The organism is uncultured Bradyrhizobium sp., assembly GCF_947648125.1.
In the GTDB taxonomy this organism is placed as follows: domain Bacteria; phylum Pseudomonadota; class Alphaproteobacteria; order Rhizobiales; family Xanthobacteraceae; genus Bradyrhizobium.
On the sequence record NZ_CANSMR010000017.1, the window covers coordinates 137224 to 162736 of the forward strand.

A 25513-nucleotide genomic window follows, 5' to 3' on the forward strand; every position below is an offset into this window, starting at 1 on the left:
TATGACAACGGACATCGATGAATATCTGATCTTGGGCAATGGCGAATTTTGTTTGCGGAGTGCGGTGAGCGCCGCGCTACAGCGAGCGTACGACGACGCGATTCGATCCGGACCGGACGCCGTACTTAAGCGCGTTCGTGCGCAGATTCGCAGCGTCGCGCTGGGCAACACAAAAATAGTGTCTGACGCCGAATTGCGCGATAAGGCTGCGGAAATCGAGGCAGCTCGCACTGGTCGATCGCGTAGAGCCGGCGGGTGATCTCAACGCTACGGCTCTCGATGTTGAGTTCCGGCACAGATTTCGTTCGATCGACGAAGCTACCGCATCGCGTCGGACCTTGCTACCGCGCCGTGATCAGTTGATGCCGAGCTGCGGCGCGATTTCCCGCGCCAAAAATTCAGATCCAGCCTTAGTAAGGTGGACAATATCCCTCGCTGTTAGCGATTCGCCAATACGAGTGAGGCAATTATCCTTCTGACACATCGCATCTCTCGCTGAAACGTACTGGACGCCCAGCGCCGAGGCGACCCCGCGCATATTCGTATCGTCTTTGCCACGGTTGACGAACTCGGAGGTACGCTCAGGGATGACTTTCTCATTTCGCCTGTAGTAGGTTGCGGCGGCGTTGGGGAGACCTCCGCGCCAAACAGGTGCCGGCCCTACAATTACGATGCGAGCAACGCCAGCCGCGCGAAGGGCGTCGATGGTCGGCTTTGTAGTTGCGGCACTATCGTTCGCGTCCCATATGGCGTGCAGAACCACGACGTCAGGCTTTATGTCTGTTATGCGACGCACGATTTCGGCATTCTTCTCGAGGCAATAATGACTTGCCGAGTGAGCCGCAACCAATATCGGCGGACACGAGCTCACGGAGAGTTGTGCGAGACCAAATTCGTGACTCTCTTGCAGCTTCCTAAATCCGGGGATGAGGGCGGAAGCGGTCGAATCTCCCCAGATTGCGAGTAGTGGCCGCTTAGTTTCCGAACAACCTTCGAAGTCTCCTTGTTCGCCATCAACCAGCATGCATTGATGCAACCGCCAGCCGTCGAAGTCGGCCGGAGCGTTGATCATGGCTTGAAGTGGCGCAGGGAGGTCGGGTACCCTAACGAAGGCCGCGGATAATCCAAACGCTCCGACGACCGCCATCGCGATCCCAAGCTGCCATGCTTTGGCTTGGCGCCGCATTGGCCGCTCTATCGCAAAATAGGTTAGTACGGCCAGCGCGGCCGCCAGCGCGACGGCGACGAGCCCAAGAGTGTCGTTCAGAGGCCGGAAAAGATAGATCTGGAGGAAGACGAGAACCGGCCAATGCCAGAGATACAGCGAGTAGCTGATCAGCCCAACGCCAATGAGCGGCTTGAGCGAAAGGATGCGATTTACGAAGGCCCCTTCGGACATGATCAGCAAGGACGAGCCAGCGACCGGGAGCGCCGCCGCCCAACCGGGAAATGGCGTCGTTGCGTTGAAGAGGAAAAATGATGCCTCTATCGCTATGATACCGGCGAGTGCGGCCGTCTCCCTTATCGCCCTCGGCTGCTGGGGAAAAAAGGCAAGTAGTGCGCCGGCCATTAGTTCCCAGGCGCGTGTGAAGGGCAGGAAGAAAGTCGCGGCTGGATGATCTCCAACCAGGGCAATGTTCAGAACGAACGAAGAGACCAGACCAACAGCCGCAGCAATTGGCCTCCGACGGTGAGGTAAGACCCACATAATCAGCGGCCACACAAGATAGAATTGCTCTTCAATGCCCAACGACCAAAGGTGCAAGAGCGGTTTGAGATGCGCATCGACGTCGAAGTAATTGACCTCGGACAGTAACATCAAGTTCGCGACGAAAAGCGCGCTCGCTACCGCGTTCTTCCCAAGCGAATGGAGTTCGTCGAGAAGGAGTAGGCGCAGGCCAACAAACACTGTCGCGGCCAAGACGACAATCAGGGCTGGGAATATTCGCCTGACGCGCCTTTGGTAGAATGTGACCAGGTTGAAGGTTTTGGCTTGCAGATCGAACGCAACTATCCCAGTGATGAGGTACCCAGAAATAACGAAAAAGATGTCCACGCCGACGAATCCGCCAGGCATGAGTTCAGGGAACGCGTGGAATAGAACAACTGACGAAACTGCGACGGCTCTCAATCCGTCGATATCGGGTCTGTAAGCCACGCTCATGGCGGGACCCTATATCACGACCATGAGATGAATACACAAACTAGTAGAGCCACAGCTCGAGGGTCTTGGTGTTCACCCAAAGACTTGCACCGCGCCTACCCGGTGCTTGTCTCTTTTCTATCCGGATTGAAGACTTTCAGGGAGCCTCGATGCTGTTCCATCCTCCGGCGTAAGACGGATAGGATTCGGCGTGTGCTGTTGTATCGCGGCAGCTGCAAAGCCAAGCGCAATTAGCAACATGCTGTCTCTGCTCACGCGCCCATAGACGGCCGACATTAGCGTCTCAAAGATTAGGAAACAGTACGCAAATCTAGCGACTGGAAGCGTACGGGCCAGTGCGAAAGCTTGCGGTCTAAGTCCCAATGCTACCAGAGCAATTAACGCAAGGCCGGCAGGCCAACCGAGCTCTATGAGAGCCTGTAAAAATGAATTATGTACGGGGTAGCCCGGCAGACAACTCCTCGATTGGAAGCCATCGAAGCCAATGCCGGTGATGCCAGCGGATGGGAGCAAGGTGATTGCTTCTTCCAGAAGACGTTGTCGAATTTCGACTGAGTTACTCGTGCTAATCTCTGGACAACCCGGGCGTGGTCGCGGTGCGACGTTTGGTGCTCCAGGAGTATAGAGAGGGAGGGTTGGGTCCGAGTCCGGCGGCTCAAATGCCTTGCCTAGGTCGAGACCGAAGGTTTTCGCAGTTTGGCCAAAATAGACAGCTGTTGTTGAAGAGCGCCCTAACGCTCCAGCAAGCATTGCGATCATCGAAACTAGAATGACAAATCCCGTCGGGAGGCGCTGTTTGCGCGGCCCGATAAAAAAAACCGCAGTGAGGGCCGCCAACATTGCCAGCAATGCGAATCTGACCTGGCTGGCTGTGAACACCATCGTGGGGAGAGCAGTAGCGGCGGCGATCCAAATGGCTTTGCGGAGTGTCAGGTTTTGGCTCGTCAGGAATATCAGCAGAACGCTAAGCGTTGTCGCAAATTGGGTTGCTGCTGAATCGAACAAACCAAATACCATCGGCTTTCCGTGCCGAGAGGACCACTGCTCGACAAGCGCGACAAGAGTAACGATCGTGCCGATTGATACGACCACGATCAGAACAACTATCAGGACGCTGAACTTTACGTTCGACATCAGCCGGGCTGCTGGATAGCCCAACAGCGTTAGGACCAGAAGCGCAATTTCCTTGCGATCGGAGCCAAGCCCGTGGGCAGCAAATGACAGCGCAATGAATGTCAAAAGGATGGCGAAACCCGCATCATTTGCATTCGGCGAGAAGCGTTGCCAGGGGCCGGTGAGGATCAACGCTGCTGTGGTCGTCGAGAGAAGGGCGGCTGTCGTCATCGCGCCAGATCCCAAAAGACCATGAGCCAGTACGAAGATTGACCCGGCAGAGAGCAACAGCCCCAGCCAGAACGAACGGTCAAGTATAATCAAATTCGTCTCCCACTTCGGATAATGGGGTCTATTCGAAGAGCAACGGAGGGGTGCCAAAACTTAAGCGGGCATGCAAGTTCCATCCACCGAGTCTCTTGATAGGTCACTGAAAAACTCTAAGAATTTGCCAGAACACCTCAAAAGCTTCTGCTACTAGGTCTTTGGAAGTCTAGCCGGGCCATCCTGGTCATCTGACGATCCACGCTTCGCCGAACTCTGATTATTCGTAACAGGGATCAATGCAATTGGGAAAATGAGTCTTTAGACTTAGGAGTGGTTCAGCTTTGTTCCGCAGGTGGCGGATGACCGCCTGCACAAGGTTACCTCGCGTGTTAAAGGCAGGGCGGTGTTGGGAGGCATCTTGAATTTGGCTCTTTCGAAAAGCGGATTTTCGCTCGATCGGTTTGCGCGGATCTATCGCGTCATGACAGACTCGAAACCATGGCGCGCTGCCCTCGACTACTGTCCGATGTTGGTTGCCGTCGCGATGCCTTGGTCAACTACGGCTGTCCTATTGATTTGGGTCCTGTGGCTCTTTGCGATCTTTCCGAGACTTGATCGGTCCTTTGCAGATGCACTTCGGCATCCGGTGTCGATGTCAGCACTGGCGATGGTTGGCGTCGCCATTCTTGGCGTTTTCTGGGCGGACGGACCATGGTGGCCGAGGATCGCCGCGATCGGACCAACGATAAAGTTGCTATTTTTGCCGCTTCTATTTTACCATTTCCAGCGATCCGAACGAGCTAACTGGGTTTTCATCGGCTTTGCTGCGTCGTGTACTGTACTGCTAGCTTACTCGTACGTGGTCTATGTATACCCAACGTGGCGCTTTACTTCAGCACATGGGTTTGACACCACTGGGGTGCCGGTTCGGAACGCTATCGATCAGAATCAGGAGTTTGCGCTCTGCGCCTTTGGTCTCGCTGCCTCCACTATTGGAATGTTTCACCAACGTCGGTACGTCGCCGCTCTAACACTTGTTGGCTTGGCTGCATCGTTCCTCGCTAATATCGCGTTCGTCGCGTTCGCGAGAACGTCACTGCTCTACTGCGTTGTCTTGTCTCTACTGTTTGCGTGGAAGTTCTTCTCTCGCCGGACGGCGACAATTGTTCTGATGCTTCTGGCGATCTCGGCCTCTGCGGTTTGGGCGACGTCCGCGTATTTGAGGGAACGCGTCGAGCACATTGCCCTCGAGTATCAACAGTACCGCGATACGAACCGCCCAACATCTGCTGGTCAGCGATTGCAGTACTGGTCGAGTTCGGTTGAATGGATCCGCCAGGCTCCATTGATCGGGCACGGAACCGGATCAACAAAGCGTCTTTTCAATGAGGCAGCCGCCGGGAAAGAGGGGGCATGGGCTCAACAAATCGGTAATCCACATAACCAAGTGCTCTACATCGCGATCGAATGGGGGAGCCTCGGCTGTATCATCCTCTTCGGGATGTGGCTTTGCCACTATCAGTTCTTTCGTGCGGATGGATTGACGGCGTGGATCGGCACAATCGTTGTTGTACAGAACGTACTGAGTTCGATGCTCAATTCGCATCTGTTCGATTTTGCAGAAGGTTGGATTTACGTCGCCGGCGTTGGTGTTGCCGCTGGCTCAGTCTCAAGACGGGAGACACCGCAGAAGGACCTCCTGCCCGCGCCATCTCGATCAGCGACGCAGCAGTAAGCCTCTCCCCAAGATCATTTGAGATGATATTTTCTGCCGTTTGTGTTCGGGTCCGTATTGTCGCTTGTGGAGAACATCAAAGCTGGGCCACGATAATTCCAAGCGTCTCTGAGAAGTGCGAAGCGGCCCGCGCCCTTGTCGATGATCTCCTGTTCGACACTATTCGCCGGCCCGAGAAGCTTGTCATCTTCATATAGTCGCGCAGCATTAAGCTCGCCGTCGATGAATTTGACGGGGACGAGGTACGCATGTCCCTGGTAAGAGTGAAAGTTACCACGGAGCAAGCCTTTGTCGATCGGGCTCGGAGGAAGCAGGTAAAGGAATGCGCTCGATGCCAAAGCAAAAAGAGTCGATCCGATCACGACACGCGTATTAGCAGACATCATTAAACGATATTCTCTTCGGATGGTTGTTTGCCGACCGGTTCTACGCGCGAACTCAACCCATAGAGTAGATAGGAATCAGTCAGGCCTTGCTCGCGCCCGTCACGATAGCCGATCCGATAGGATATGCCCCCGCACAAGGCGAGTATTAGCACGATCCCCGAAGCGAGTAGGAATCCAGTTAGCATCGTGTCACGCGAGTTGTTGGTGACGGTTCAGTTCGCCGACTTATATAGCGGTTTAAGGGATCAATCTATATCCCACTTCATGATGGGCACGGCGCGGCGGTATCGCCTACAGGTCCCGGCGCGGGATTCGGCCGCGATATCGAGCGGACCAGGAGCGCCCGCCGAGTGCTCGCGGCTCTTGAGAGAGCGTCTGTCGTGCTAAGAGACCAACCAATGGAAAAATCAAAGGCCGCCTTCGGGCGGCCTTTTCGTTTGCGAAGGCTGAAATGACCTGGCGCGGATCATATCCGGCAGACACCCAATCGTGCTTTATCTGCTAGTATCCGCGCCAACTCTTGGGGCCTGTTGGTCGCGACCATATGGTGGGTAGCTATCTCGTGGTAGTGCCAAGCTGGTGAACCCTTCGCATGTCGGGCGGCCCGCCAGCGCGCCTCGTAGCCGGCATCACTTCCAGGCTCATCCAGTGTCGCCTTGATATGGGTTCTCGCGAACGGAAATGACTCCAGCGGTTGCGAAAGGAAAACAGGCTCCGTGAGACAGCCTTCCGGATGAGTTGTCACCCGTGCGCGCATCCACTCCGCCAGCGGCTCGGATTGAGCGCATCACCGCCCGCGGCTCGCAGGCCCAAGGCGTGCCATCCCTTACTGATTGCGGCGCCGCGGAGGCGCCGTACCCTATTGCATCAGCACCATCTGTGGCCTGCTAGAACGGAAGGTGCCAACCATGCTTCTGCAGAACGGCTGCGAAGCCTGCAGTCACTATCGCGACCAGGACCTTCCAGAAAACTGAGTCGCCGCGGGCAGCACTCACTGATCGCAGAAACAGGACGGCACCGACCGCCATTCCGTAGTTCTTGCGAAAATCTCCGTTGCGTTTCACTACTTCGATCAGGCTGATGTTCTTCAACTCATTCGACATGCGCACAGCCTCGCTCACCCGCGCGAGCGAGCGCCGGGCGGTTCAATTGGTCCGATTTCGGAATAACATCATTGGACCACTGAGTTGCCCGACGGCGCAAGTGATTTCTTCAAGGCTGGACTTTGGCGAACTTGCCACGCCTTCAGGCACGAAATCCTATCTTCAAGCCGTCGCTGTGTTGGAGTAAGTTGGTCCGGTCGGGGTGCCTATGACAAACGCGCTTACGATAAGGAAGGATCACCTTCCGCGAGGTGAACTGGAAAGGCGAGCGGCACAGTACGTCCGCATGTCCACGGAGAAGCAGGTCTACTCAATCGCAAACCAGATGACATTGATCGCGGCTTACGCCAGCGCGCATCATCTAGCGATCGTCGAGACTTATGCAGACGAAGGCAAAAGTGGCCTTCAAATCAAAAACCGACCCGGCCTGCAACGGCTGATAAGAGACGTCACAACGGGCGCAGCCGACTATGGCCAGCTTCTTGTCTACGACGTTAGTCGGTGGGGACGCTTTCAAGATCTGGACGAAAGTGCTCACTATGAGTTCCTCTGCCGGGATGCCGGCGTCAAGGTCGAGTATTGCGCAGAGGAGTTCAAAAACGACTTCAGCACAGCTTCCACTCTGGGCAAATACATCAAGCGAACGCTGGCGGCCGACTTCAGTCGCGATTTGTCCGCCAGGGTCCATGCCTGCCACTCTCGGGTTATTCGACAAGGATTTTCAGTAGGCGCTCCAAGAACCTACGGACTTAGGCGCGAGCTGGTCGATCAAAAGCAGCGTCCGAGGCAGATCCTGGAGAAAGGCGAAGTAAAGTTTCTGCAATCGGATCGCGTGAGGATTCGACAGGGACCGCCGCATGAGGTCGCTATCGTCAAATGGATCTTCGCGCAGTGTCTGAAGGGAAAGACTGATGAATGGATTGCGAGAGAGCTAAATCGTCGTGAAGTTGCGTCATCTACCGGCCATCCGTGGAACTCTGCCCTTGTTTATCGAGTTCTCAAGAACGAGGCTTTCATTGGAAACCTCGTCTACAATCGTATGTCGCGGAAGCTAAAGGGCCCCCGGGTCTTCAATCCACCTGATCAATGGATCAGGGTCGAAGGATGCATCGATCCGATAATCAGCACCTCCATCTTCGAGCGCGTTCAAAAGCTTCTCGCTAGCAGGCGCGTCGAAATATCAGAAACTGAAATGCTGGCTCGATTGCGCAAGACCCTTCGCAAAAGGGGGCGGCTGACTACTGGGATCATCAACAGCACCGTCGGGCTACCGTGTTTCCACACCTATATCCGTCACTTCGGGTCAATCAGAGAGGCCTTCCGCCTCATCGGCTACACTTCTGAGCGAGACCATACATACATTGATGCAAAAGAAAGTTGGGCAGAGGAGATTGCAACTCTCTGTCGAGAGATCGGAGCGCACCTCAAGAAGCTAGGAAGAAAAGCAAAAGCATCGGAGGACCAACTCTTCATCGGGAAGGAGGTATTGCTGAACTTTCGCGTCGCTCGCGCTTACCGCTATCCAGGATGTTTAAACCAGTACCGCATTCCATTCATTCGAAAGGTGGTTGGCCGGTGGGTAGTTGTCATCAGGCTAACCGACGACGCGAAGTCTGTGCTCGACTACGTACTGATCCCGAAAACAGGGTTAGTTAAACCAGATACGAGAGATGGTGTAAGATTCACTGATGCAGCTCGAGATCGCCTTGGTTTCGATATCTTCAATTCGCCACATGCGTTATCGATGGGGATACATCGAAAGCTTTCGCGGGGACGAACCAAGGCTTCCAAGGTCGCATAGGCGGGCGTAATTCTTGGTGAGAGTGGTAATCGTGAAGACCGGCCTGCTAACTTTGCGGTTTCATGCCCAAGCGTTGGCCGCAAATGCTGCCGTACATACCCACGACTCCGCCAAGGCCATATCCGGCGTTCGAATCCTCGGTGTTGAGCTGTTGGACAACCCCAGTCGGCGAGGTAATGACGCTCACCTTGCAATAGCGCGTGCTCGCCGTGCCCCAGCCTCGGTCGGTTTCGATGTCGGTCACGGAGGAGAGCTGCCAGACATAGGAAGACTGACCGCTGTTCATCTTAAATGTGCTGGTTGGCGGGCCAAACTGCACCACTAGTCTATCGATGTTCTGACCGATGTATTGATCGCCGAGCCTAGTCACCACCTCCTGCTTGGACGCAGCGCAGCCAGCCAACACCGCGCACGCGGCGACGATACCTAAAAATCTCATTTACAATTCCCCCCAGCCGACCGGACATTAACTGCAACGAAAGAGGAAGATCAACTGGGGGTAGTCGTAAGTATCATGTCACCACCTTGTCCTCTTGGCATCTCCGAGCATGGGTGATCACCGACACGATCAGCAGCAAGGTCAGCGGATCGGAGAGGTAGATGCGAATCGACATGACGGAATCGCTGCTGCCAGCATTCGATGAGTGGCGCAAGGGCGGCTCTACTCCGCTAGCGGGGGTGTGAATAAGCCTACTGCAACAATCGCAAAATTCTTGGCCGAAATTCCTGCAGCAACTCTGATGCTTTCATCGAGTGCAACTCGATGCCGTTAGCACTCATATTGAGATTCTTGCCGATGTGACTGGCAATCAATGAATGGTTGGTGCCATGGATGCCCAACACAGACCCGATTACCTGCGCGCCGCAGTTGCCGGTGGTGACCTTGATTACGTCCACATTTGTTGGGTGGTAGCCGAATCCCAAGATGATTATCAGCTTGGCTTGCGCCAGCGCCGTGCTCGCCGCCGCCAGATCATGCATCGGCTTCTGGTCAGTGTACGTTCCGAGAGTTTGCAGTCGCGAGAAGGGGTCGAAGTGGGCTGTTGTCCCAAAGGCGAATTGGTCACCGTAGTTAGGTACAAACCGCCCGATTGAACCATACGGCCGCAGCATGTTTAGATTCTCGACAATTTCTCTCGCTTCATCAGGCGTCGCGGATGCTCGCTCCTGGAGCGCAAAGTAAATGAACTGCTCAATCGCTCGGTCATAATTGAAGTTGATGAAGCTCGCGTGGCTGAAGATCGATTTCAGGTCCTTTCGCTGGGTCTGGGCGAGCGCCATCGAAAATAGCTCCGCAATCCAGCCATCAGGCAGATGCCCCGGTCGCCCGGTCCTCTGATCGAAGGCAAGTGAACTGCCTCGCTCAGCCTTCAGAATTTGGTCGACTATCGCAATCTTTCCCACCTCGACCGCTTCAGGCGAGTCACTCACGTAGTGCAACGCCTCGTCGATCGAAACGAAAGATGGGATCGCTCCGGCGAGCGCATTCGCTGCTCGGGTGTATTCGTTGGCTTTTTTGACGTCGCCCTTGACGTGACGGCGAATATGATCGAGCAGCTCTTGGCTACCACCTGTGAGGTAACTCCCGCCGTGCTCGAATCGAAAACGCACTCCTGAAGCGATGGCCTCCTTCAGATCGGAGCCGAGTGGAAAGTTGTATTCTCGGCTTGCGCCCGCGCCGACGATGAAAACGACCTTCTGATTGAACACGAATTCCTCTCATGATTTGCATCGAATCGATAGGTGTCACGATGGCACACGCGCACGGCGAGTCCTTGCAACTTTGGTTGCAATCCCACCTATTCACAGGGGACCTGCCCTGCCCCGTGGTGCGCCCTGCCCTCGCCGGGCAGATTTGTCCATCCGATGGGATTGAACGCACCGGCGCCCGCGGCTCGCGGGCCAGACACGCCCATCGGTGGGAGCAAAAGGAAAACCGCGCACCAAAGGGCTGCGATGGCGCGCGGCAAGGATTGCCCGCGGCAAGCTCGTTTCGGAGACGGCGCGATCACGCGATTTCACCAATTCGGTTTAATGTAAGTGCATGGTCATTTTCGTTGACCGTTTTCCAGATCGGTGAAATCCTGCTTCCGGGTTTCGCAGACCCTTCCCAAAGGAGACCAAGCAATTGATGCCGCCGGCGCACGCGCCGCCGCGAAATGCTTGCGTTCAACTCCAACGGAAGAGGCCAACATGGCGAAGAAGACCCAGACCACCAGGAAGACCCAGACCACCAAGACCACCAACAACCCCGAAGGCGAGTTGTTCGCCTTGCTCGGCGAACATGCCGCAGCCCGTCGCGCTGTTTGCACGGCAGCGGTACGCATCGACCGTTGCCGGGATGCTGGCGATCTCGCCGGCATGAGGCACCACGGCGCGACCTCGGACGCCTTTGTAAGAAAGCTGGTCGAGCTGGAGCCGCGCATCGCCGCGGCCAAGGCGTTCACGTCAGCTGGCTACAACGCCAAGAGCAAAATTATCGAACGGATCGATCCCGACGATCCAGAATTCCCAATCTATCTGTTCTTGTTGGGCGCCGACGCTCAGCGCGTCGGCATTGCCGAGCTCCCGCGATTCCTGACGAAACGACTAACGGCCGAGGCGCTGCGCACATACACCGAGCACGTCGCCAGCGCCGCCTAGGACGCCGACAGCACCATCACCATCATCGACAAGAGGCCGCCAACATGGGCGGCCTTTTTCGTTCTGCGGTGCCTAAACGTTTGTTCATGCGAGTTTGTGACATTGCGTTTCTTGTTTTCCGACAGTCGCCGACAATATTTGAACTATCAAAATGATTTTCGGCTTTTCGGGAACTTTCCAATGCACAAATCCAAAGATTGCGTGCCTATGATTATTCGCGTTCCGGCCGATGTCAGGTTGTGGCTCGAAGTTCAGGCGAAGCAAAACATAAGTTCGATGACATCCGAGATTGTCCGGGCGGTCAGGGACAGGATGCATGCGGTGCGCGAGCGCGAGCGGCTGGACCTGGAGGCGTGAATGATGAACCGCACCAAGCAACAGGTTAAAACCCATCGAACTACTACGACCAGGATCATGTCGTCACCGGCATTCGAGTTGGGTTTTTCAGACGTCCGGCGCGGCATTCCCTTCGACTGGCGCATCAGTGTCGATGCATGGGGCTATGAACGGGGCCGACTCTTTGGCCACCTTGCACCGCTGAACATGTCGCTCCGGATCGGCGGCAAGCTCAACCCAAAAGCTATTGCACTTTGCGATGCCGCCTTCAGTAGGAGGTACATCGTATGACTAAGCGAAAAAACCGATCGCTCGAAATCATTGCTGACGACATCCACGGGCTGGCGCGGACCAACATCTTCGACATCGGCGAGCTTCTGATTGAGGCCAAGGACCAGTGTGAACATGGGCAGTGGCTAGAATGGCTGGATAACGAATTCGACTATGCGGCAAGCACCGCCGAACGGTACATGAACGCGGCGCGGCTGAGGGTCAAATTCCCCACAGTGAGGAATTTGAAGCTGGCCGCGAGCACCGTCTACAAGCTGGCAGATTGCGCGGATGCGGACTACCTGCCGTCCGTCATCCGGGAGCTGGCGAAGCATGCTGCCGACAAGCGGCTCACGCACCCCGATGCAGATCGCGTGATCAAGATCGGCATTGGTCGACATCGCCACGGTGATCACCCAGACGCAACGCTTGCCAAGCTCGTTAAGCTTGACGAGTTCAATGAGGAATCTTGGCACCCGCAAGCTGTCGCAGATCTCCTGGAGCGTGATCCAGAAACCGACGAGATCGCTGAATCTATCGTCGACAAGATCGAGCAAGCGCACGAGGACACAGAGCGCGCGCAATGGGAAGCCGAGCAAGCGCGTAGGGAGGCGAAGTGGGAGGCAGAACGCAAAGCCGAGGACGAGGCCGAGTCTACCCTCGATGGGCCGATGCCGGAACTACCACCGGCAACCACGCCGCCGGAACCTCAGAAGTTTGACTCCGCCACACAATGGGCTGGCGCGGATGAGTTCTCCGATGCCGTTGAAACCCTCTCCGAGTTAAGCACGAAGCCGGCCAAGCGCTTCGTGGGCAAGGTCGACACCGACACGTTGCGCGGCGTCATCGACTTCTTGATGGCAGTGATGGGGGCCGAGGCTGAGGAAAAAAGAGCGAAGCCGAAGGAGACCATCACGCTAGAGACCGCGCCGGACACCTCCACCTCGTTGAACTGGTCGACCACCGTCGACGGCAAGGTCCACCTCACCACTACGCCGGCCGCTGAGTTCAAGATCACCGGCACCGGATCGAACTTCACGCTGTCCCGCAAGCGACCCGGCGAGTGCTGGTCACCCGACCATATGATGGGTTGTTTCGACACGCTCGACGCAGCCAAGGCTGCCGTCGAGCAGCACGGCAAGCCGAAGGAGACCAGCACCACGCCGACCACGACAGTGAAGACCGTGCCACTGACCTCGACGGAGCTAGATCGGCGGAAGGCAGGGGCGGCCTGATGAGCCGCGCTCGCCAGACCTTCAGGCAGTGCGACCTCGCCAAGGCAGTGAAGACCTTGGCGAAGGCCGGTTTGGCCGGGCGGATCGAGCTGGTTGACGGGAAGATCGTCGTGTACCTTGAGGCGCCGTCGGTTGTGCCCAAACCCCCGGATGCGATCGACTCCGAATGGGAGTAGCGGAGGCGCGGCCCATGGCCGAGATCAAGCTGGAGTACGTCAACAGCTTCACCGACAGCCGCGGCAAACGCCGACACGTTTTCCGCCGCAAGGGTCACAAGCGCACCTCGATCAAGGGCCGGCCCGGCTCCCAAGAGTTCATGGATCGCTACCATGAATTGGTCGCCAAGACCGGCGGCAGCCCTGCGGAGATCGGGAAGGGCAAGGCCAAGGCTGGCACGATAGATGCCGTGATGCTGGCATTCTTTAGAAGTGACGCATTCGAGAAAGCGCTGGCGCAAGAAACCCAGAACACTTGGCGCCCCATCCTTGAACGCTTCGCCGCGCACAAAACGCCCGCCGGTCGACGTTATGGCGATAACAGGATCGCCACCTTACGGGAGAAGCCGGTTCGCGACTTCCTCGCCGGCAAGACCGCCAACGCACAGAAAAACGCACTCACCGCGATCCGAGGCTTCATCCGCTACGCGGTCGCTCAGAAGTTCTTATCGTCAGATCCAACCAAGGAGATCGAGGTCCTCAAAGTCGACGGGCCGAAAAGCATGGGGCACATGACCTGGCTCGAGCCGCAGGTTGAACAGTATCGAAAGCGCCACAGGCTTGGCACTGTGGCCCGGCTCGCTCTGGAGCTCCTACTAAACATCGCCGCGCGACGGCTCGATGCACACCTGATCGGGCAGCAACACATCAAGCGCACCGAGAAAGGCGACAAGCTGGTCTGGCGACCGAACAAGACTAAACGCAGCACCGGCAAGCTGCTCTCGATCAAGATCATGCCGACGCTGCAGGCAGCGATCGATGCGATCCCTAACAAGACCCGCGCCGATGGCGTGCTGACGTTCATCGTGAACGAATACGGCAAGGCGTTCGCCTCCGCCGCCGCCTTCGGTAATTGCTTCGCCCGGTGGTGCCGTGCTGCCGACCTGAAGCCGGTCTTGTGTGATGACGGCAAGGTCCGCAACTTCCGCGCCCATGGTCTGCGCAAGGCGGCGCTGCGGATGCTGGCGCACGCCGGCTGCACCGGTGTCGAGATGATGGCCGTCAGCGGTCATAGCAGTCTCGACCAACTGCAAGAATACCTGGAGGAGGTTGAGCAGGAACGCGCCGCCGACGCCGCGATGTCGAAGCTGGCGAACAGCGCGGGAACAGTAGAGTGACTAACGCCCGGCCATCGTGGTGACTAACGCAACATTAAGCTATTGAAAAATATGCAAGACCATTTTGGTATGGCGATCCCGGGAAGACTCGAACTTCCGACCTACGGTTTAGGAAACCGTCGCTCTATCCGGCTGAGCTACGGGACCGCACCGCCCGCAGCGAAGCACATGCGGGCGCCGCCATCCCATAGCAGAGGCGCCGGGTGATCGCCAGCCCGCGCCGCACTAGAGCGTGTTCGAGCGAAGTGGGCACCGGTTCGCGTGAAGAAAACGCGTCAAAACAAGAAGCTAGAGCAGCGGTTCTGACCGCTGCTCGAGGCGCGCGCGAAGTTGAGCGGATTTGTTCGTGTCGTCGTTACGCCACCTGCCGGGCCGGCTTCGCGCCAGCATCGGCCGTGCTGGCCCGACGCGCCGGCAGAAACTCGATCGCCTCATCCTTCAGCGAGCCGAAGCGCAGCGTCATGATATCGAGCGCATAATTCTGGTAGAGCCGCCACGGCCGGCGCGAGCCCTGTTTGGGGAACCTGGCGGCGGCGCGCTGGATATAGCCCGAGGAGAAATCCACCCAGGGCAGCTCGGTCACGGTCGGATCGTTCCGCCGCGGCGTCACTTGCGCGTAGCCGTGCGCCTTCATGTGGTTGAGCATGCGGCAGACATATTCGCAGGTCAGGTCGCATTTCAGCGTCCATGACGCGTTGGTGTAGCCGAACGCCGCGGCAAGATTCGGCACGCCCGAATACATCAGCCCCTTGTAGTTCATGGTCTTCGACAGATCGACCGGCGCGCCGTCGACCTTGATCTCGAGCCCGCCGAGCACCTGCAGATCGAGGCCGGTCGCGGTCACCACGACGTCGGCGTCGAGGACATTGCCGCTCTTGAGCTTGATGCCGCCGGGCGTGAAGGTCTCGATCTGGTCGGTCACGACAGACGAGCCGCCGCTGCGCAGCGATTGAAAGAGATCGCCGTTCGGCACCAGGCAGAGCCGCTGGTCCCACGGATTGTAGCTCGGCGTAAAATGCGTGGCGACGTCGTAGTCCGGGCCGAGCGCATGGCGCACGCCGCCGAGGATCAGCTTCTTGACGCGCTCGGGATCGCGCTTGCAGAGCCGGTAGAAATACATGCCGAACAGCACGTTCTTCCAGCGCGTCAGGCCGTAGGCGAGTTTTGCCGGCAGCCGCGCCCGCAGCCAGTTGGCGACCTTATCCTCGTCCGGCCGCGCCACGACATAGGTCGGAGAACGCTGCAGCATCGTGACGTGGGCGGCGGTCTTGGCCATTTCCGGCACCAGCGTCACCGCGGTCGCGCCGCTGCCGATCACCACGACGTTCTTGCCGGCATAGTCGATGTCGTCGGTCCACTTCTGCGGATGGACGACGCGGCCGGCGAAATCGGCAATGCCGGGGAAGTCCGGCGTGTAGCCGTGCTCATATTTGTAGTAGCCGCTGCACATGAACAGGAAATTGCAGGTAAGACGCTCGATCGTCTGCTCCGGCCCGCGCTCGACCTCAACTGTCCATTGCGACTCGGCCGACGACCAGTCGGCACGCACGACGCGGTGGTTGAAGCGGATCTTCTTGTCGATGCCGTACACGCGCGCGGTCTCGCGCACATAATTCAGGATCGACGGGCCATCGGCGATCGCCTTCGGCTCGGTCCACGGCCGGAACGAATAGCCGAGCGTGTACATGTCGGAGTCGGAGCGGATGCCGGGATAGCGGAACAGGTCCCAGGTCCCGCCGATGCAATCGCGGCCTTCGAGAATGGCGTAGCTGCGGTCCGGACAATTGGTCTGCAGATGATAGCCGGCACCGATGCCCGACAGCCCGGCACCCACGATCAATACGTCGAAATGAGCAGACATGCCCTGACCCTCCCGCGGCAGAATTGACAATTCGTATTGTCAGATAACTTGACATCTGACAATGGCTCGTGTCAATACACTTTTCATGGCAAGCAGCCGGAAAGCCCGCCTCTATGGCGGTATGGACGCCGAGGAACGCCGCGCCGAGCGGCGGCTGAAGCTGATCGACGCGGCGATCGAGGTCTACGGCGAGGTCGGCTATCGCGGCGCGACCGTGAAAGCGATCTGCGAGGCGGCCGAGCTCACCGAACGCTATTTCTACGAATCCTTTTCCAACAGCGAAGCCCTGCTGATCGCCGCCTACAACCATGTCGTCGGCCACCTCCACGAGGAGATGACGGCAGCCGCGGCGGCGGCCGGCGACGATGCCGAGATGAGGCTGCGCGCCGCGCTGACGCTGTATTTTACCCGGCTGAAGGAGCACCCGAAGCCCGCGCGGGTCTTTCTGCTCGAGATTTCCGGCATCAGCCCGGCGGTCGATGCCGTCAAAGTCGACGCCCTGCACGTCTTCAGCGACATCCTGGTGCCGCCGACGCTCGATCCCAAACACGGTGACAAAGCCGCGGCTGCCACGCTGCTCTCGATCGGCATGGTCGGCGCGGTCATCTCGATCGCGCTGCGCTGGGTCTCGAAGCAATATCCGCAAGCCGTCGCGGACGTCGTCGCGATCGCCGCCAGCTTCTGCCGCGTGGCATTGACCGAGGCCGATCGCCGCCAGGATTTGCGCTCGGCGTAGCAGCGGCCGGATCGGGCGGCCGGCCGAACCCGCCGATTTTCGATGATGTTTCGCCAGGGTTTGCAGGCCGGGCGCTTGGCCGCACCGTCGATTTCGCTTGCATGTCGGGCGCGCCGGGTTCTCTTATGCACGGTACCGGGCGAAAGCAGGCGCGACCTGTTTCGCTCTACGAAACAACCGAACTCTGCATAGGGCGGAGCTGAGCCTTTGGTCGACCTGCACAGGCTTGACGATGTGACCGCGCGCCTCGGCGACGTGGTTCTCGATCCGACGACCTGGCCGTCCTTCATGGACGAGGTCTGCGGCGCGGTCGGCGCGACCGGGGCTGCGATGCTTCAGAGCGATATCCGCACCGAAGACATTCCGCGCTCGGAATCGATCTCCGACTATTTCACCAAGACCTATTTCCCGCACAATCTTCATCTCACCGACATCCGCGCGGCACGCGGCGTGCCGCTGATGCACGCCGGCGTCGATATCATCACCGATGCGGACCTGTTCGAGTCCGAAGCCGAGATGCTGCGCGATCCGCTTTACGCGACGCTCGGCGAGTTCGGGCTGAAATGGTTTGCCGCGATCGGCTTCCGCGCCGGCCCGGCATTGTGGGCGCTGAGCATCCAGCGCTCACCGAAGGAAGGCATGTTCGATGCCGACGAGGTCAAGGCGCTCTCGCGCGTGTCGGCGCGGCTCACTGAAGCCGCGACGCTGTCCACCGTGGTCGGCCGCTCTGCGCTCTCGGGCATCACCGGCGCGCTCGACCTGATCCAGGTCGCGGCGATTGCCGTCGGCCGCTTCGGCGCCGTCATCGGCATGAACGGCCAGGCGGAAGCCTGCCTCGGCCATGACCTTGCGATCCGCAACAACCGCCTCACCCTGCTCGACCGGCAGGCCAATGCCGATCTGGCCAGGCTGATTGATCTGCTGGCCCACAGCTCGGACCTGCATCCGCTCCCGACATCGCCGATCGTGGTGCGCAGGATCGACAAGCGGCCGATCGTGATCCAGATGCAGCCGGTGCCTCCCGCCGCACGCTCACCGTTCCTGGGCGCGCGCGCGATCCTGTTGATCCGCGATCTCGAGGGCAACGCCGCGTTCGATCAGGCGCTGCTGGCGGCGGCGTTCGAGCTGACGCCGGCGCAGGCGCGCCTCGCCACGCGACTTGCGCGCGGCGATTCGGTTGAGGCGGCCGCACAGGAAGCCGGCATTGCCCTCGCCACCGCGCGCAATCAGCTCAAGACGATTTTCCAGAAAACCGGCACGCATCGGCAGGCGGAACTCGTCGCATTGCTGCATAGAGTGAAATGAACTATTCGAGGCGAATTGTTCCAATTTCCGGCGCGCCGTTACGGCAAGAATTCTTGAAACATTGCAATTGCGTACAGCGATTATCGATCAGGCCAAACGGCCGATCTGCGACTTAAATGATCAGGGAAATCGTCCGGTTCCAGGTGACAAGCGTCTCTAAAATGGCGACAATCTGCTCACTCTGTGTCGTTCGGATTTGGTTGCAATGTCCGTGATGCCGTCACGATCATCGACGTTGGCTGTTGCCACTTTCGTCGCCGCGTTCGCGCTGGCGCCGTTGAGCGCGCACGCGCAATGGTGGCGCAGCGCGCCGAAGGATTTCGAGGATTGCGCCGACCTCGCCGAGAAGGCGAAGTCCAGGGAAGACAAGACCGCGCAACTCGCCGACTGCAATGCCAAGTTTGCCGGACGCCGCAAGCCCGGCGGCGGCTACACCTACTACGACTTCATGCAGGATCGCAGCTTCGACATCGCCGGCCCCAATCCAACACCGGACGAGCAGAAGAAGATCGACCAGGAATATACCGGCTATCTCGAGAAGGAGCGTCGCTCCAGCATCGTCGCGGCGTTCAATGCCAAGCAGCTCGAGCGGCAGGAAAAGCAGCCGGTGCGGCCGCCGCAGATCCAGCAGGCGTCATTGCACAATGAGCCGGCGCGCCATGAGACTGCGAAAGTCCCCGCCGCACGCCCAGCCAAGCCGCGGGTTGCTGCTGCCCCCCTTCCCAGGGTACGGCCGCAGGCGGCGAGTTGCGTAAAGGGTACGTTCTCCTGCGAATGGCCGCGGCTTTCCGAAGGATTGGACGGCCTGAAGAAACTGTTCACGCCGGCATCTCCGCCGCCGACCAAGATTGCGAAGCGAACCGACGTCAATCGGTAATCACCATCGCCCAGAACCTGCGGTACGGCGACTTCGGGTTGTCGACGAAGGCCACACCCACGCGCTTTGCGCCTGGCATCAAGAGATTCTCGCGATGCCCCGCCGAGTTCTCCCACTGCTTCAGCATTTCGGCGAAGGCGATAAAGCCGGCGCCGATATTTTCCGCGGCGCGCTGCTTCTTCAGCGGAGCGATGCGGGTGAAGAAGCTGCCGCCCGCGGAGTGGCTGACCGATCCGGTCGCCGACATCGCCTGCGCCTGCTTCAGCGCCATCGCATTCAGCTTCGCGTCGAGCTTCACCGCGGGCATATGATTGGCGCGCCGGTAGGCACTAATCGAACCGGAATAGTCGGCGGCGCTTGCCGCCGTCGTGATGCCGAGCACGAAGGTGAGCGCGAGGAACAGCAGCTTCATCTGAGGTCTTCTCTGCGATGGATCAGTGCGCGCGACCGCGCTTGTGGTGTCGAGGCGTAACCGGTTTGTGCGCAGGCCCAGCCGATCGGCTCGATGCCGCGGCCGCCGCGCGCTGCTCCTGCAGACGCGCATCGTAGCCCGGCGAAGGCGTCACGGTCGGCGGCGCGGCGCTAACCGGGCCGGCTGCGAGCGCAGCAAGCGTGAGCAGCATGATGCAGGATCGTTTCATGATGTCACCTCCTCGGTTATCCGAACGATATGCCAGACGATCGTCGGCGCTCATGGTCAACGGCCATCGCGAATCTGTTCCGGCGTCAGCCCCGGCGACCCTTTGCCGTCGGCCTCCGCCTTCCGGATCAGCGCGATGATACGTCTCGACAGCGGCGCCTCGAGGCCGTGGCGATCCGCGATCGCGATGATCACGCCCTGCAGATAGTCGATCTCGGTGCGCCGGCCACGCTGAAGATCCTCCCACATCGAGGAGCGCGCTTCGGGATCGATCTTCATGGTGCGGCCGAGCAGCATGTCGAACAGCGCGTCCGGCAGCCGCAACAATGTCGGCATCCAGCTCGAAGGCAGCGGCGTCGGCGACACCGGCGCAATCCCTTCGGCGCGAATCGCGGCCAAACCCTCGGCCATCTGGTCGGCGAATAATCGTCGCCAGCCGCGCAGTGCGAGCTGCTGCCGCAGCGGAATGTTGGACAGCGCATTGAGCGCGTTGTTGAGATTGACGATCAGCTTGCCCCACTGCACGCCGTCGATGTTGGAGGTCGCCTTCATCGCAAGGCCCGGCACCGAGAGCCGCGCGGCGGTGCCGACATCATCCTGCGCGATCACGATGTCGCCGGAGGTCGAGCGATGGAAGCGACCGTCGCCGAGCGCGACCACGTTGAACGGCACCATGCCGCCGAGCACCTTGCGGCCCGGCAGGCGGTCGCGCAGCAACGGCACATTGCCGACGCCATTCTGCAGGCTGATCACCGCGGCATCGGCGGCGGCGTGGCGCGCGATCAATTCGGCGATCTCGGCCGTATCGGCGCTCTTCACCGTCACCAGCACCGTCTCGACGTCGCGCAGGATCGACGGATCGTCGGACAGAACGAGCCGGTCCGCGGATACCATCCGCTCCGAACCGTCGAAACTGCTGACCCGCAAGCCGTGGCCCGCGATTTCCTGGATCAGCCGCGGCCGGGCCAGCAGCGCGACGCGGCGGCCGGACGCAGCCAGCATGCCGCCAACGAAGCAACCGATGCTTCCGGCGCCCGCGATGCCGATCGGCCGGTCTGCGTTCATTTGGCTAAACGTCCGTTCATCAGGGCTCGATAGCAGACCTCGATAGCAGAACTGCGGTTGCCTGCCTATTTCCACGCCCCGCCGCCCGGGTGGCCCGCCTTGTAACCGTCATGGGCCGAAGCTATGTTTCCGGCTCGGGGCACGGTTGCGGCAGGAGACGATCATGGGTTTACTCGACGTACTCAACGGCATGCAGAACGGCCCCCGCGGTCCAAGCGCGCCAAGCACCCCATCCGACAGCTCAAGCGGCGGCGGAATGTCGCCGATGACCATGGCGATCCTGGCGTTGCTCGCCTGGAAGGCGGTCAAGCATTTCTCCGGCGGCCAGCCGGGCGCGACCGCGCCTCAGCCGACACCGGCGCAGGCGCCATCACTCCCCGGCAACGTCACCGCGAGCCTGCCCGGCGGCGCCGGCGGCGGCGGACTTGGTGATCTGCTCAAGGGCGGCCTTGGCGGCCTGCTCGCCGGCGGCGCAGCCGGCACCGTGCTCAGCGGCGGCCTCGGTGATCTGCTCAATCAATTGCAGCAGAAGGGCCATGGCGACACGGCCAATTCCTGGGTCAGCAACGGCCCCAACAAGCAGATCGCGCCCGGCGATCTCGCCAACGCGCTCGGCGCCGACCAGATCGACTCGCTGGCGTCGCAGAGCGGCATGTCGCGCGACCAATTGCTGCAGGGCCTGAGCCAGTATCTGCCCGACGCAATCAATCATCTGACGCCGGACGGCCGGCTGCCGAGCGGCGACGAGCTGAGCGGCCGGCTCTAGCGCCAGCGTTGATTCCATCTGAGGAGGACGACAGTCATGGGCGGCATCATCTGGGTCATCATCGTCGGCTTTGTCGCGGGGATCATCGCGCGATTCCTGTCACCGGGCCCGAATAATCCAAGCGGCTTCATTCTCACCACCGTGCTCGGCATCGCCGGCGCGTTTCTCGCGACCTTCATCGGCCAGGCCATCGGCCACTACGGCCCTGAACAGGGCGCCGGCTTCATCACCGCCACGATCGGCGCGCTGGTGGTGCTGTTCATCTGGAACCGGCTGGTCGCGGCACGCGTGATCCCGGATATCGGCAACAGGTGACGCCGAAGCCGAACACTGGTTCAAAATCAAAATGCCCGGGCCTGGCCCGGGCATTTTCGTTTCTGCAGCGGCGCTGCGTCACTGAATGAGATGCATGCCGGCGTCCATGCGGACGAATTCGCCGGTCATGTTGCTCGACGCCGGGCTCGCCAGGAAGCAGACGAGATTGGCGATATCTTCGGCAGTAGACGCGACCTTCAGCGGCACGCGTGCGATCACAGTATCCCGCACCTGCTTTGCTTGCACCTCGCCGCGGCCCTTGGTGAACCAGGGCGTATCGATATAGCCCGGGCACACCGTGTTGACGCGGATCAACGGCGCCAGCGCACGCGCCAGCGACTGCGTCATGGTGTTGAGCGCGCCCTTGCTGGCGGCATAGGCGACCGACGAACCGCCGCCGGAAATGCCGGCGACCGAGGACACGTTCACGACCGCCGACGGACGACCGGATGCCTTCGCGCCGGCTTCGAGCAGCGCCCGCGCGGCGCGGACCATCTGGAACGGGCCGATGGTGTTGACGGCATAGATGCGCTGGAAATCCTCCGCCGTCAGGCCGTCGAGATCGTGATGCGGCACATGCTTGGTGGTGCCGGCATTGTTGACCAGCACGTCAAGGCGGCCCCAGCCCTGCGCAGCGGCTGCGACCTTCTTGCAATCCTCATCGCGCGAGACGTCGCCCTGCACCACCAGCACCTCGGCACCCTGCTTGCGGCAGGCTTCCGCGGTCGCTTCGGCTTCCGCCTTGCTGCTGGAGTAGTTGATGATGAGGCGCGCGCCCTGCGTGGCGAGGATTTGCGCGGTGGCGGCGCCGAGTCCCGATGCCGACCCCGTCACGATCGCGCACAAACCATCCTTGGACATCTGCATTTTCCTTGTTGTTGTGAGCCAGATGAACTCCGGCGGCGGCACACCATATCGCGCAGAACGACATCTGCAAACCGCGCCACAGCCTCAGGCGCAGGTCCTCACGTATATGCGTTCAGGCCCTTCTGCAGACTGGCCCACTGCGCTTCGTCATGACCGCAGATGATCTTGACGCCGGACGCCTCGAGCCTGGCGATCTCGTCGAGCGAGTTCAGGAATTGGTCGACGTCGAGGCTGTTCCTCGGTGAGGTCCGCTGATCGAGATTGGCGCGCACACTGAGCGCATCGGACGCGAGCAGGTATTCACCGCTCTGATCCAGCTTAGCCAGCGCGCCGGTCGTCCCCTTCGAATGTCCCGGCAGCGGCACCAGCGTCAACTTGCCATCGCCGAACACATCCATCTGCCGATCGAAGATCTCCATCTTCAGCGGATGATCCCAATCCGCCTTGACGTATCCGCGATCGAACGCGTTATCCGCGTTCGCGGCCTCGACCTCGAGCGCATGGACGAAGATCGTCGCCTTCTTGAAGAAGGCGTTGCAGCCGCAATGATCGGTGTGCAGGTGAGAGCAGATCACCACATCGATATCGTCGGGGCCAAGGCCAACCGCCTTCAGGCTCGTCAGCACATGATCGTCCGCCGGCATGATCGGCTGCATGTATTTGGCAAGCGTGCCGAGCCGTCCTTCGGGATCGGTCGCGACATCGGGATGGCATCCGGTGTCGAACAGCACGTTGCCCTGCGTGTGCCGCAACAGCACGCAGGCGACCGGCAGATCGATCATCTCGCCGCGCGCCGCATCAGGCAGATAGGTCCGCCTGGACATCCGCAGACGTCCGCCCGACAGCATATGCATCTTCATCTCGCCACCTCCAATTTTTGGTCCCAAACTACATATGAGTTTTTTGGAAACTCATAATAAATTTGACAGCACATTACTCGCCCTTATAGCTTCCGCGCAACGCCGCGATCGCGGCAACGCGCTCAACGAAGCGGCTCTCTTGGACCGGCATCGTTGACATCGACCTGCGGCCGCCAAAGGGAAGCTTCGCCACGATGTACACCGTGTTCAGCGTGTTCGCTGCGACTGCAGATGCGGCAGCGTTCAAACCCTTCCTCTGCATTCCCGCGCGTTCCGACCGCGGCTATTTTCCCGATGGCGTCGAACTATCCTATGGCGACATTGCGCGGCAGGTCTGCGCGTTGCGCGAACAATACTGCGCAGCTGGCTTCGGGCATGGACACCGCGCCTGTCTGTTGCTGGAGAGCCGGCCTGATTTCATCGTGCATTGGCTGGCGCTCAACGGTCTCGGGGTCTCGATCGTTCCGATCAACCCGGCCTATCGCACGGCGGAGATCGAGTATCTCATTGCGCATGCCGAGCCCGACCTGGTCGTCACGCTGTACGACCAGAAGGAATTGCAGAAGGCGCTGACCGGCAGGGTGCCCGTGCTTGAAGTATCCGGCGACGATCTCGGCGCGAGCGTGACGCAGATTCCGCAAGCCCTGAGGCCGCCGCCGCGCGCCGGCGAGCCGGGAAGCGAGACCGAGGCCGCGCTGCTCTACACGTCAGGCACGACGGCGCGTCCGAAGGGCTGCATCCTGACCAACGAATACGTGGTCTCGACCGGCCGCTGGTACGTCAGCCACGGCGGCGAGGCGACGTACCATGCCGGCACGGAGCGCCTCTACAGCCCGCTGCCGCTGTTCCACATGGCCGGCCTGACGCTGACCCCGATCGCGATGATGCTGACCGGCGGCTGCCTGATCCTGCCGGAACGCTTCAACGCCAAATCGGCCTGGCGCGACATTGTCTCCTGCCGCGCCAGCGTGCTGCATTATCTCGGCGTGATCGTCGCGGCCCTGCTTGCGCAGCCGGAGACGCCGGACGAGAAGGCCCATGCGTTGCGCTTCTCGATGGGCGTCGGCGCCAATCCCGAGCAGCGCGCACGAGCCCGCGAGCGCTTCGGCATCCCCTTCGTCGAGGGCTGGGGCATGACGGAGACCGGACGCAGCCCGTTCAACACGGTCGAGCCGCGCCATCTCGAGACCAACACCATCGGCCGCAGCGTACCCGGCCTCGAAATGACGATTCTCGATGCCGACGAAAATGCGCTGCCGCCGGGCGCGGTCGGCGAACTCTGCGTGCGTCATTCGGAAGCGACGCCGCGGCGCGGCTTCTTTTCCGGCTATCTGAAGGACCCTGAGGCCACTGAGCAAGCCTGGCGCGGCGGCTGGTTTCACACCGGCGACAGCGCCTGGCAGCACGCGGACGGCGCGTTCGTGTTCGTCGACCGGCTGAAGCACCTGGTGCGGCGCGCCGGCGAAAACATTTCGGCGGCGGAGGTCGAAGCCGTCTTGACGACGTCGCCTCTGGTCAAACAGGCCGCGGTCGTTGCCGCGCGCGATCCGATCCGCGACGAGGAGGTTGCGGCCTTCATCGTGATCAACGACGGCGGCGCCGCCTCGCGCGAACTCGCGCAGGAGATCTTCCACTTCTGCCGCGAGCGCCTCGCGCCATTCAAGCTGCCGGCGTGGATCGCCTTCGTCGGCGAGCTGCCGCTGACCTCGACCAACAAGGTCCAGAAGCACACGCTGCTCGGCCCTGACAAGGATCCGCAGTCGCATCCCGACATGATCGACCTGCGGCAAGAAAAGACCAACGCCATAAGGCAATCGAACTAGAGGAAACCAGGG

General features: G+C 60.0%; 27 protein-coding genes and 1 tRNA gene. 15 read left to right on the top strand and 13 right to left on the bottom strand.

The features are described from left to right. Position 1 precedes the first annotated feature (1 nt). On the top strand, positions 2-259 hold the full coding sequence (locus tag Q0030_RS26785) for a hypothetical protein (protein ID WP_298373815.1): 258 nt from the start codon (positions 2-4) through the stop codon (positions 257-259). 96 nt (positions 260-355) lie between these two features. Here the strand turns inward: Q0030_RS26785 and Q0030_RS26790 are convergent, their stop codons facing one another. Further along, positions 356-2164, bottom strand: a complete 1809-nt coding sequence (locus tag Q0030_RS26790) for an acyltransferase family protein (protein WP_298373818.1) — start codon at positions 2162-2164, stop codon at positions 356-358. Positions 2165-2281: 117 nt separating this feature from the next. After that, positions 2282-3601, bottom strand: a complete 1320-nt coding sequence (locus Q0030_RS26795; RefSeq protein ID WP_298373820.1) for an O-antigen ligase family protein — start codon at positions 3599-3601, stop codon at positions 2282-2284. 361 nt (positions 3602-3962) lie between these two features. On the opposite strand from Q0030_RS26795, the gene Q0030_RS26800 reads away from it, so the two are divergent. Further along, a complete protein-coding gene (locus tag Q0030_RS26800; protein ID WP_298373823.1) occupies positions 3963-5279 on the top strand; it encodes an O-antigen ligase family protein in 1317 nt (438 codons plus the stop codon). A gap of 14 nt (positions 5280-5293) precedes the next feature. Here the strand turns inward: Q0030_RS26800 and Q0030_RS26805 are convergent, their stop codons facing one another. Both Q0030_RS26805 and Q0030_RS26810 read right to left on the bottom strand, forming a co-directional pair. Beyond that, positions 5294-5662 carry a hypothetical protein gene (locus Q0030_RS26805; RefSeq protein WP_298373826.1) on the bottom strand — a complete coding sequence of 123 codons (369 nt, stop codon included), beginning with the start codon at positions 5660-5662 and terminating at the stop codon, positions 5294-5296. An 890-nt stretch (positions 5663-6552) separates the two neighbouring features. Further along, a complete protein-coding gene (locus Q0030_RS26810) occupies positions 6553-6768 on the bottom strand; it encodes a hypothetical protein (protein WP_298373828.1) in 216 nt (71 codons plus the stop codon). A gap of 208 nt (positions 6769-6976) precedes the next feature. Between Q0030_RS26810 and Q0030_RS26815 the strand changes: the two genes are divergently transcribed. After that, positions 6977-8569 (top strand): recombinase family protein, encoded by a 1593-nt coding sequence (locus Q0030_RS26815; RefSeq protein WP_298373831.1) that lies wholly within the window; start codon positions 6977-6979, stop codon positions 8567-8569. 46 nt (positions 8570-8615) lie between these two features. Here the strand turns inward: Q0030_RS26815 and Q0030_RS26820 are convergent, their stop codons facing one another. Next, positions 8616-9008, bottom strand: coding sequence for a hypothetical protein (locus Q0030_RS26820; protein WP_298373834.1), 393 nt, complete (start codon positions 9006-9008; stop codon positions 8616-8618). A gap of 251 nt (positions 9009-9259) precedes the next feature. Beyond that, complete coding sequence (locus Q0030_RS26825; protein WP_298373837.1) at positions 9260-10279, bottom strand: hypothetical protein; 1020 nt, start codon at positions 10277-10279, stop codon at positions 9260-9262. A 483-nt stretch (positions 10280-10762) separates the two neighbouring features. Between Q0030_RS26825 and Q0030_RS26830 the strand changes: the two genes are divergently transcribed. The 6 genes from Q0030_RS26830 to Q0030_RS26855 all read left to right on the top strand — a co-directional run bounded on the left by Q0030_RS26830 (position 10763) and on the right by Q0030_RS26855 (position 14386). Continuing rightward, positions 10763-11212 carry a hypothetical protein gene (locus tag Q0030_RS26830; RefSeq protein ID WP_298373838.1) on the top strand — a complete coding sequence of 150 codons (450 nt, stop codon included), beginning with the start codon at positions 10763-10765 and terminating at the stop codon, positions 11210-11212. A gap of 180 nt (positions 11213-11392) precedes the next feature. Then, a complete protein-coding gene (locus tag Q0030_RS26835; protein WP_298373841.1) occupies positions 11393-11569 on the top strand; it encodes an Arc domain-containing protein in 177 nt (58 codons plus the stop codon). Then, positions 11570-11839, top strand: coding sequence for a hypothetical protein (locus Q0030_RS26840; RefSeq protein WP_298373843.1), 270 nt, complete (start codon positions 11570-11572; stop codon positions 11837-11839). It abuts the gene before it with no gap. Then, positions 11836-13053 carry a DUF3102 domain-containing protein gene (locus tag Q0030_RS26845; RefSeq protein WP_298373846.1) on the top strand — a complete coding sequence of 406 codons (1218 nt, stop codon included), beginning with the start codon at positions 11836-11838 and terminating at the stop codon, positions 13051-13053. The genes Q0030_RS26840 and Q0030_RS26845 overlap by 4 nt, the downstream gene beginning before the upstream one ends. Further along, the gene (locus Q0030_RS26850) at positions 13053-13229 is read left to right on the top strand and encodes a hypothetical protein (RefSeq protein WP_298373849.1); all 177 of its coding nucleotides are present in this window, start codon (positions 13053-13055) and stop codon (positions 13227-13229) included. The genes Q0030_RS26845 and Q0030_RS26850 overlap by 1 nt, the downstream gene beginning before the upstream one ends. A 14-nt stretch (positions 13230-13243) precedes the next feature. Then, positions 13244-14386, top strand: coding sequence for a hypothetical protein (locus Q0030_RS26855; RefSeq protein ID WP_298373852.1), 1143 nt, complete (start codon positions 13244-13246; stop codon positions 14384-14386). Between the two features lie 70 nt (positions 14387-14456). Here Q0030_RS26855 and Q0030_RS26860 read toward each other — a convergent pair. Together Q0030_RS26860 and Q0030_RS26865 are read right to left on the bottom strand one after the other, a co-directional pair. Then, positions 14457-14533, bottom strand: a tRNA-Arg gene (locus Q0030_RS26860). A 208-nt stretch (positions 14534-14741) separates the two neighbouring features. Further along, the gene (locus Q0030_RS26865; RefSeq protein ID WP_298373855.1) at positions 14742-16247 is read right to left on the bottom strand and encodes an NAD(P)/FAD-dependent oxidoreductase; all 1506 of its coding nucleotides are present in this window, start codon (positions 16245-16247) and stop codon (positions 14742-14744) included. An 85-nt stretch (positions 16248-16332) separates the two neighbouring features. On the opposite strand from Q0030_RS26865, the gene Q0030_RS26870 reads away from it, so the two are divergent. From Q0030_RS26870 to Q0030_RS26880, 3 genes are all read left to right on the top strand, one after another. Beyond that, a complete protein-coding gene (locus tag Q0030_RS26870; protein WP_298373857.1) occupies positions 16333-16983 on the top strand; it encodes a TetR/AcrR family transcriptional regulator in 651 nt (216 codons plus the stop codon). A 207-nt stretch (positions 16984-17190) separates the two neighbouring features. Next, positions 17191-18288, top strand: a complete 1098-nt coding sequence (locus Q0030_RS26875; RefSeq protein WP_298373859.1) for a hypothetical protein — start codon at positions 17191-17193, stop codon at positions 18286-18288. Positions 18289-18502: 214 nt separating this feature from the next. After that, a complete protein-coding gene (locus Q0030_RS26880) occupies positions 18503-19165 on the top strand; it encodes a hypothetical protein (RefSeq protein ID WP_298373912.1) in 663 nt (220 codons plus the stop codon). Here Q0030_RS26880 and Q0030_RS26885 read toward each other — a convergent pair. Genes Q0030_RS26885 through Q0030_RS26895 form a run of 3 tightly spaced genes read right to left on the bottom strand, consistent with a single transcriptional unit; the run spans position 19155 to position 20870 of the window. After that, the gene (locus Q0030_RS26885; RefSeq protein WP_298373861.1) at positions 19155-19577 is read right to left on the bottom strand and encodes a CAP domain-containing protein; all 423 of its coding nucleotides are present in this window, start codon (positions 19575-19577) and stop codon (positions 19155-19157) included. The two genes, Q0030_RS26880 and Q0030_RS26885, sit on opposite strands and share 11 nt — an antisense overlap. A gap of 22 nt (positions 19578-19599) precedes the next feature. Next, entirely contained in the window at positions 19600-19806 is a 207-nt protein-coding gene (locus tag Q0030_RS26890; RefSeq protein ID WP_298373863.1) for a hypothetical protein, read from the bottom strand. A gap of 56 nt (positions 19807-19862) precedes the next feature. After that, positions 19863-20870 carry a 2-dehydropantoate 2-reductase gene (locus Q0030_RS26895; protein ID WP_298373864.1) on the bottom strand — a complete coding sequence of 336 codons (1008 nt, stop codon included), beginning with the start codon at positions 20868-20870 and terminating at the stop codon, positions 19863-19865. Between the two features lie 163 nt (positions 20871-21033). On the opposite strand from Q0030_RS26895, the gene Q0030_RS26900 reads away from it, so the two are divergent. Further along, on the top strand, positions 21034-21636 hold the full coding sequence (locus Q0030_RS26900; protein ID WP_298373866.1) for a YidB family protein: 603 nt from the start codon (positions 21034-21036) through the stop codon (positions 21634-21636). Between the two features lie 36 nt (positions 21637-21672). Continuing rightward, a complete protein-coding gene (locus Q0030_RS26905) occupies positions 21673-21951 on the top strand; it encodes a GlsB/YeaQ/YmgE family stress response membrane protein (protein ID WP_024582682.1) in 279 nt (92 codons plus the stop codon). A gap of 78 nt (positions 21952-22029) precedes the next feature. On the opposite strand, the gene Q0030_RS26910 is transcribed toward Q0030_RS26905, so the two are convergent. Together Q0030_RS26910 and Q0030_RS26915 are read right to left on the bottom strand one after the other, a co-directional pair. Next, complete coding sequence (locus Q0030_RS26910) at positions 22030-22812, bottom strand: SDR family oxidoreductase (protein ID WP_298373868.1); 783 nt, start codon at positions 22810-22812, stop codon at positions 22030-22032. Positions 22813-22916: 104 nt separating this feature from the next. Next, positions 22917-23678, bottom strand: coding sequence for an N-acyl homoserine lactonase family protein (locus Q0030_RS26915; RefSeq protein ID WP_298373871.1), 762 nt, complete (start codon positions 23676-23678; stop codon positions 22917-22919). A 194-nt stretch (positions 23679-23872) separates the two neighbouring features. Here Q0030_RS26915 and Q0030_RS26920 point away from each other — a divergent pair, with 194 nt between their 5' ends. Further along, positions 23873-25501 (top strand): AMP-binding protein, encoded by a 1629-nt coding sequence (locus Q0030_RS26920; protein ID WP_298373874.1) that lies wholly within the window; start codon positions 23873-23875, stop codon positions 25499-25501. The last annotated feature ends 12 nt before the right edge of the window (positions 25502-25513 follow it).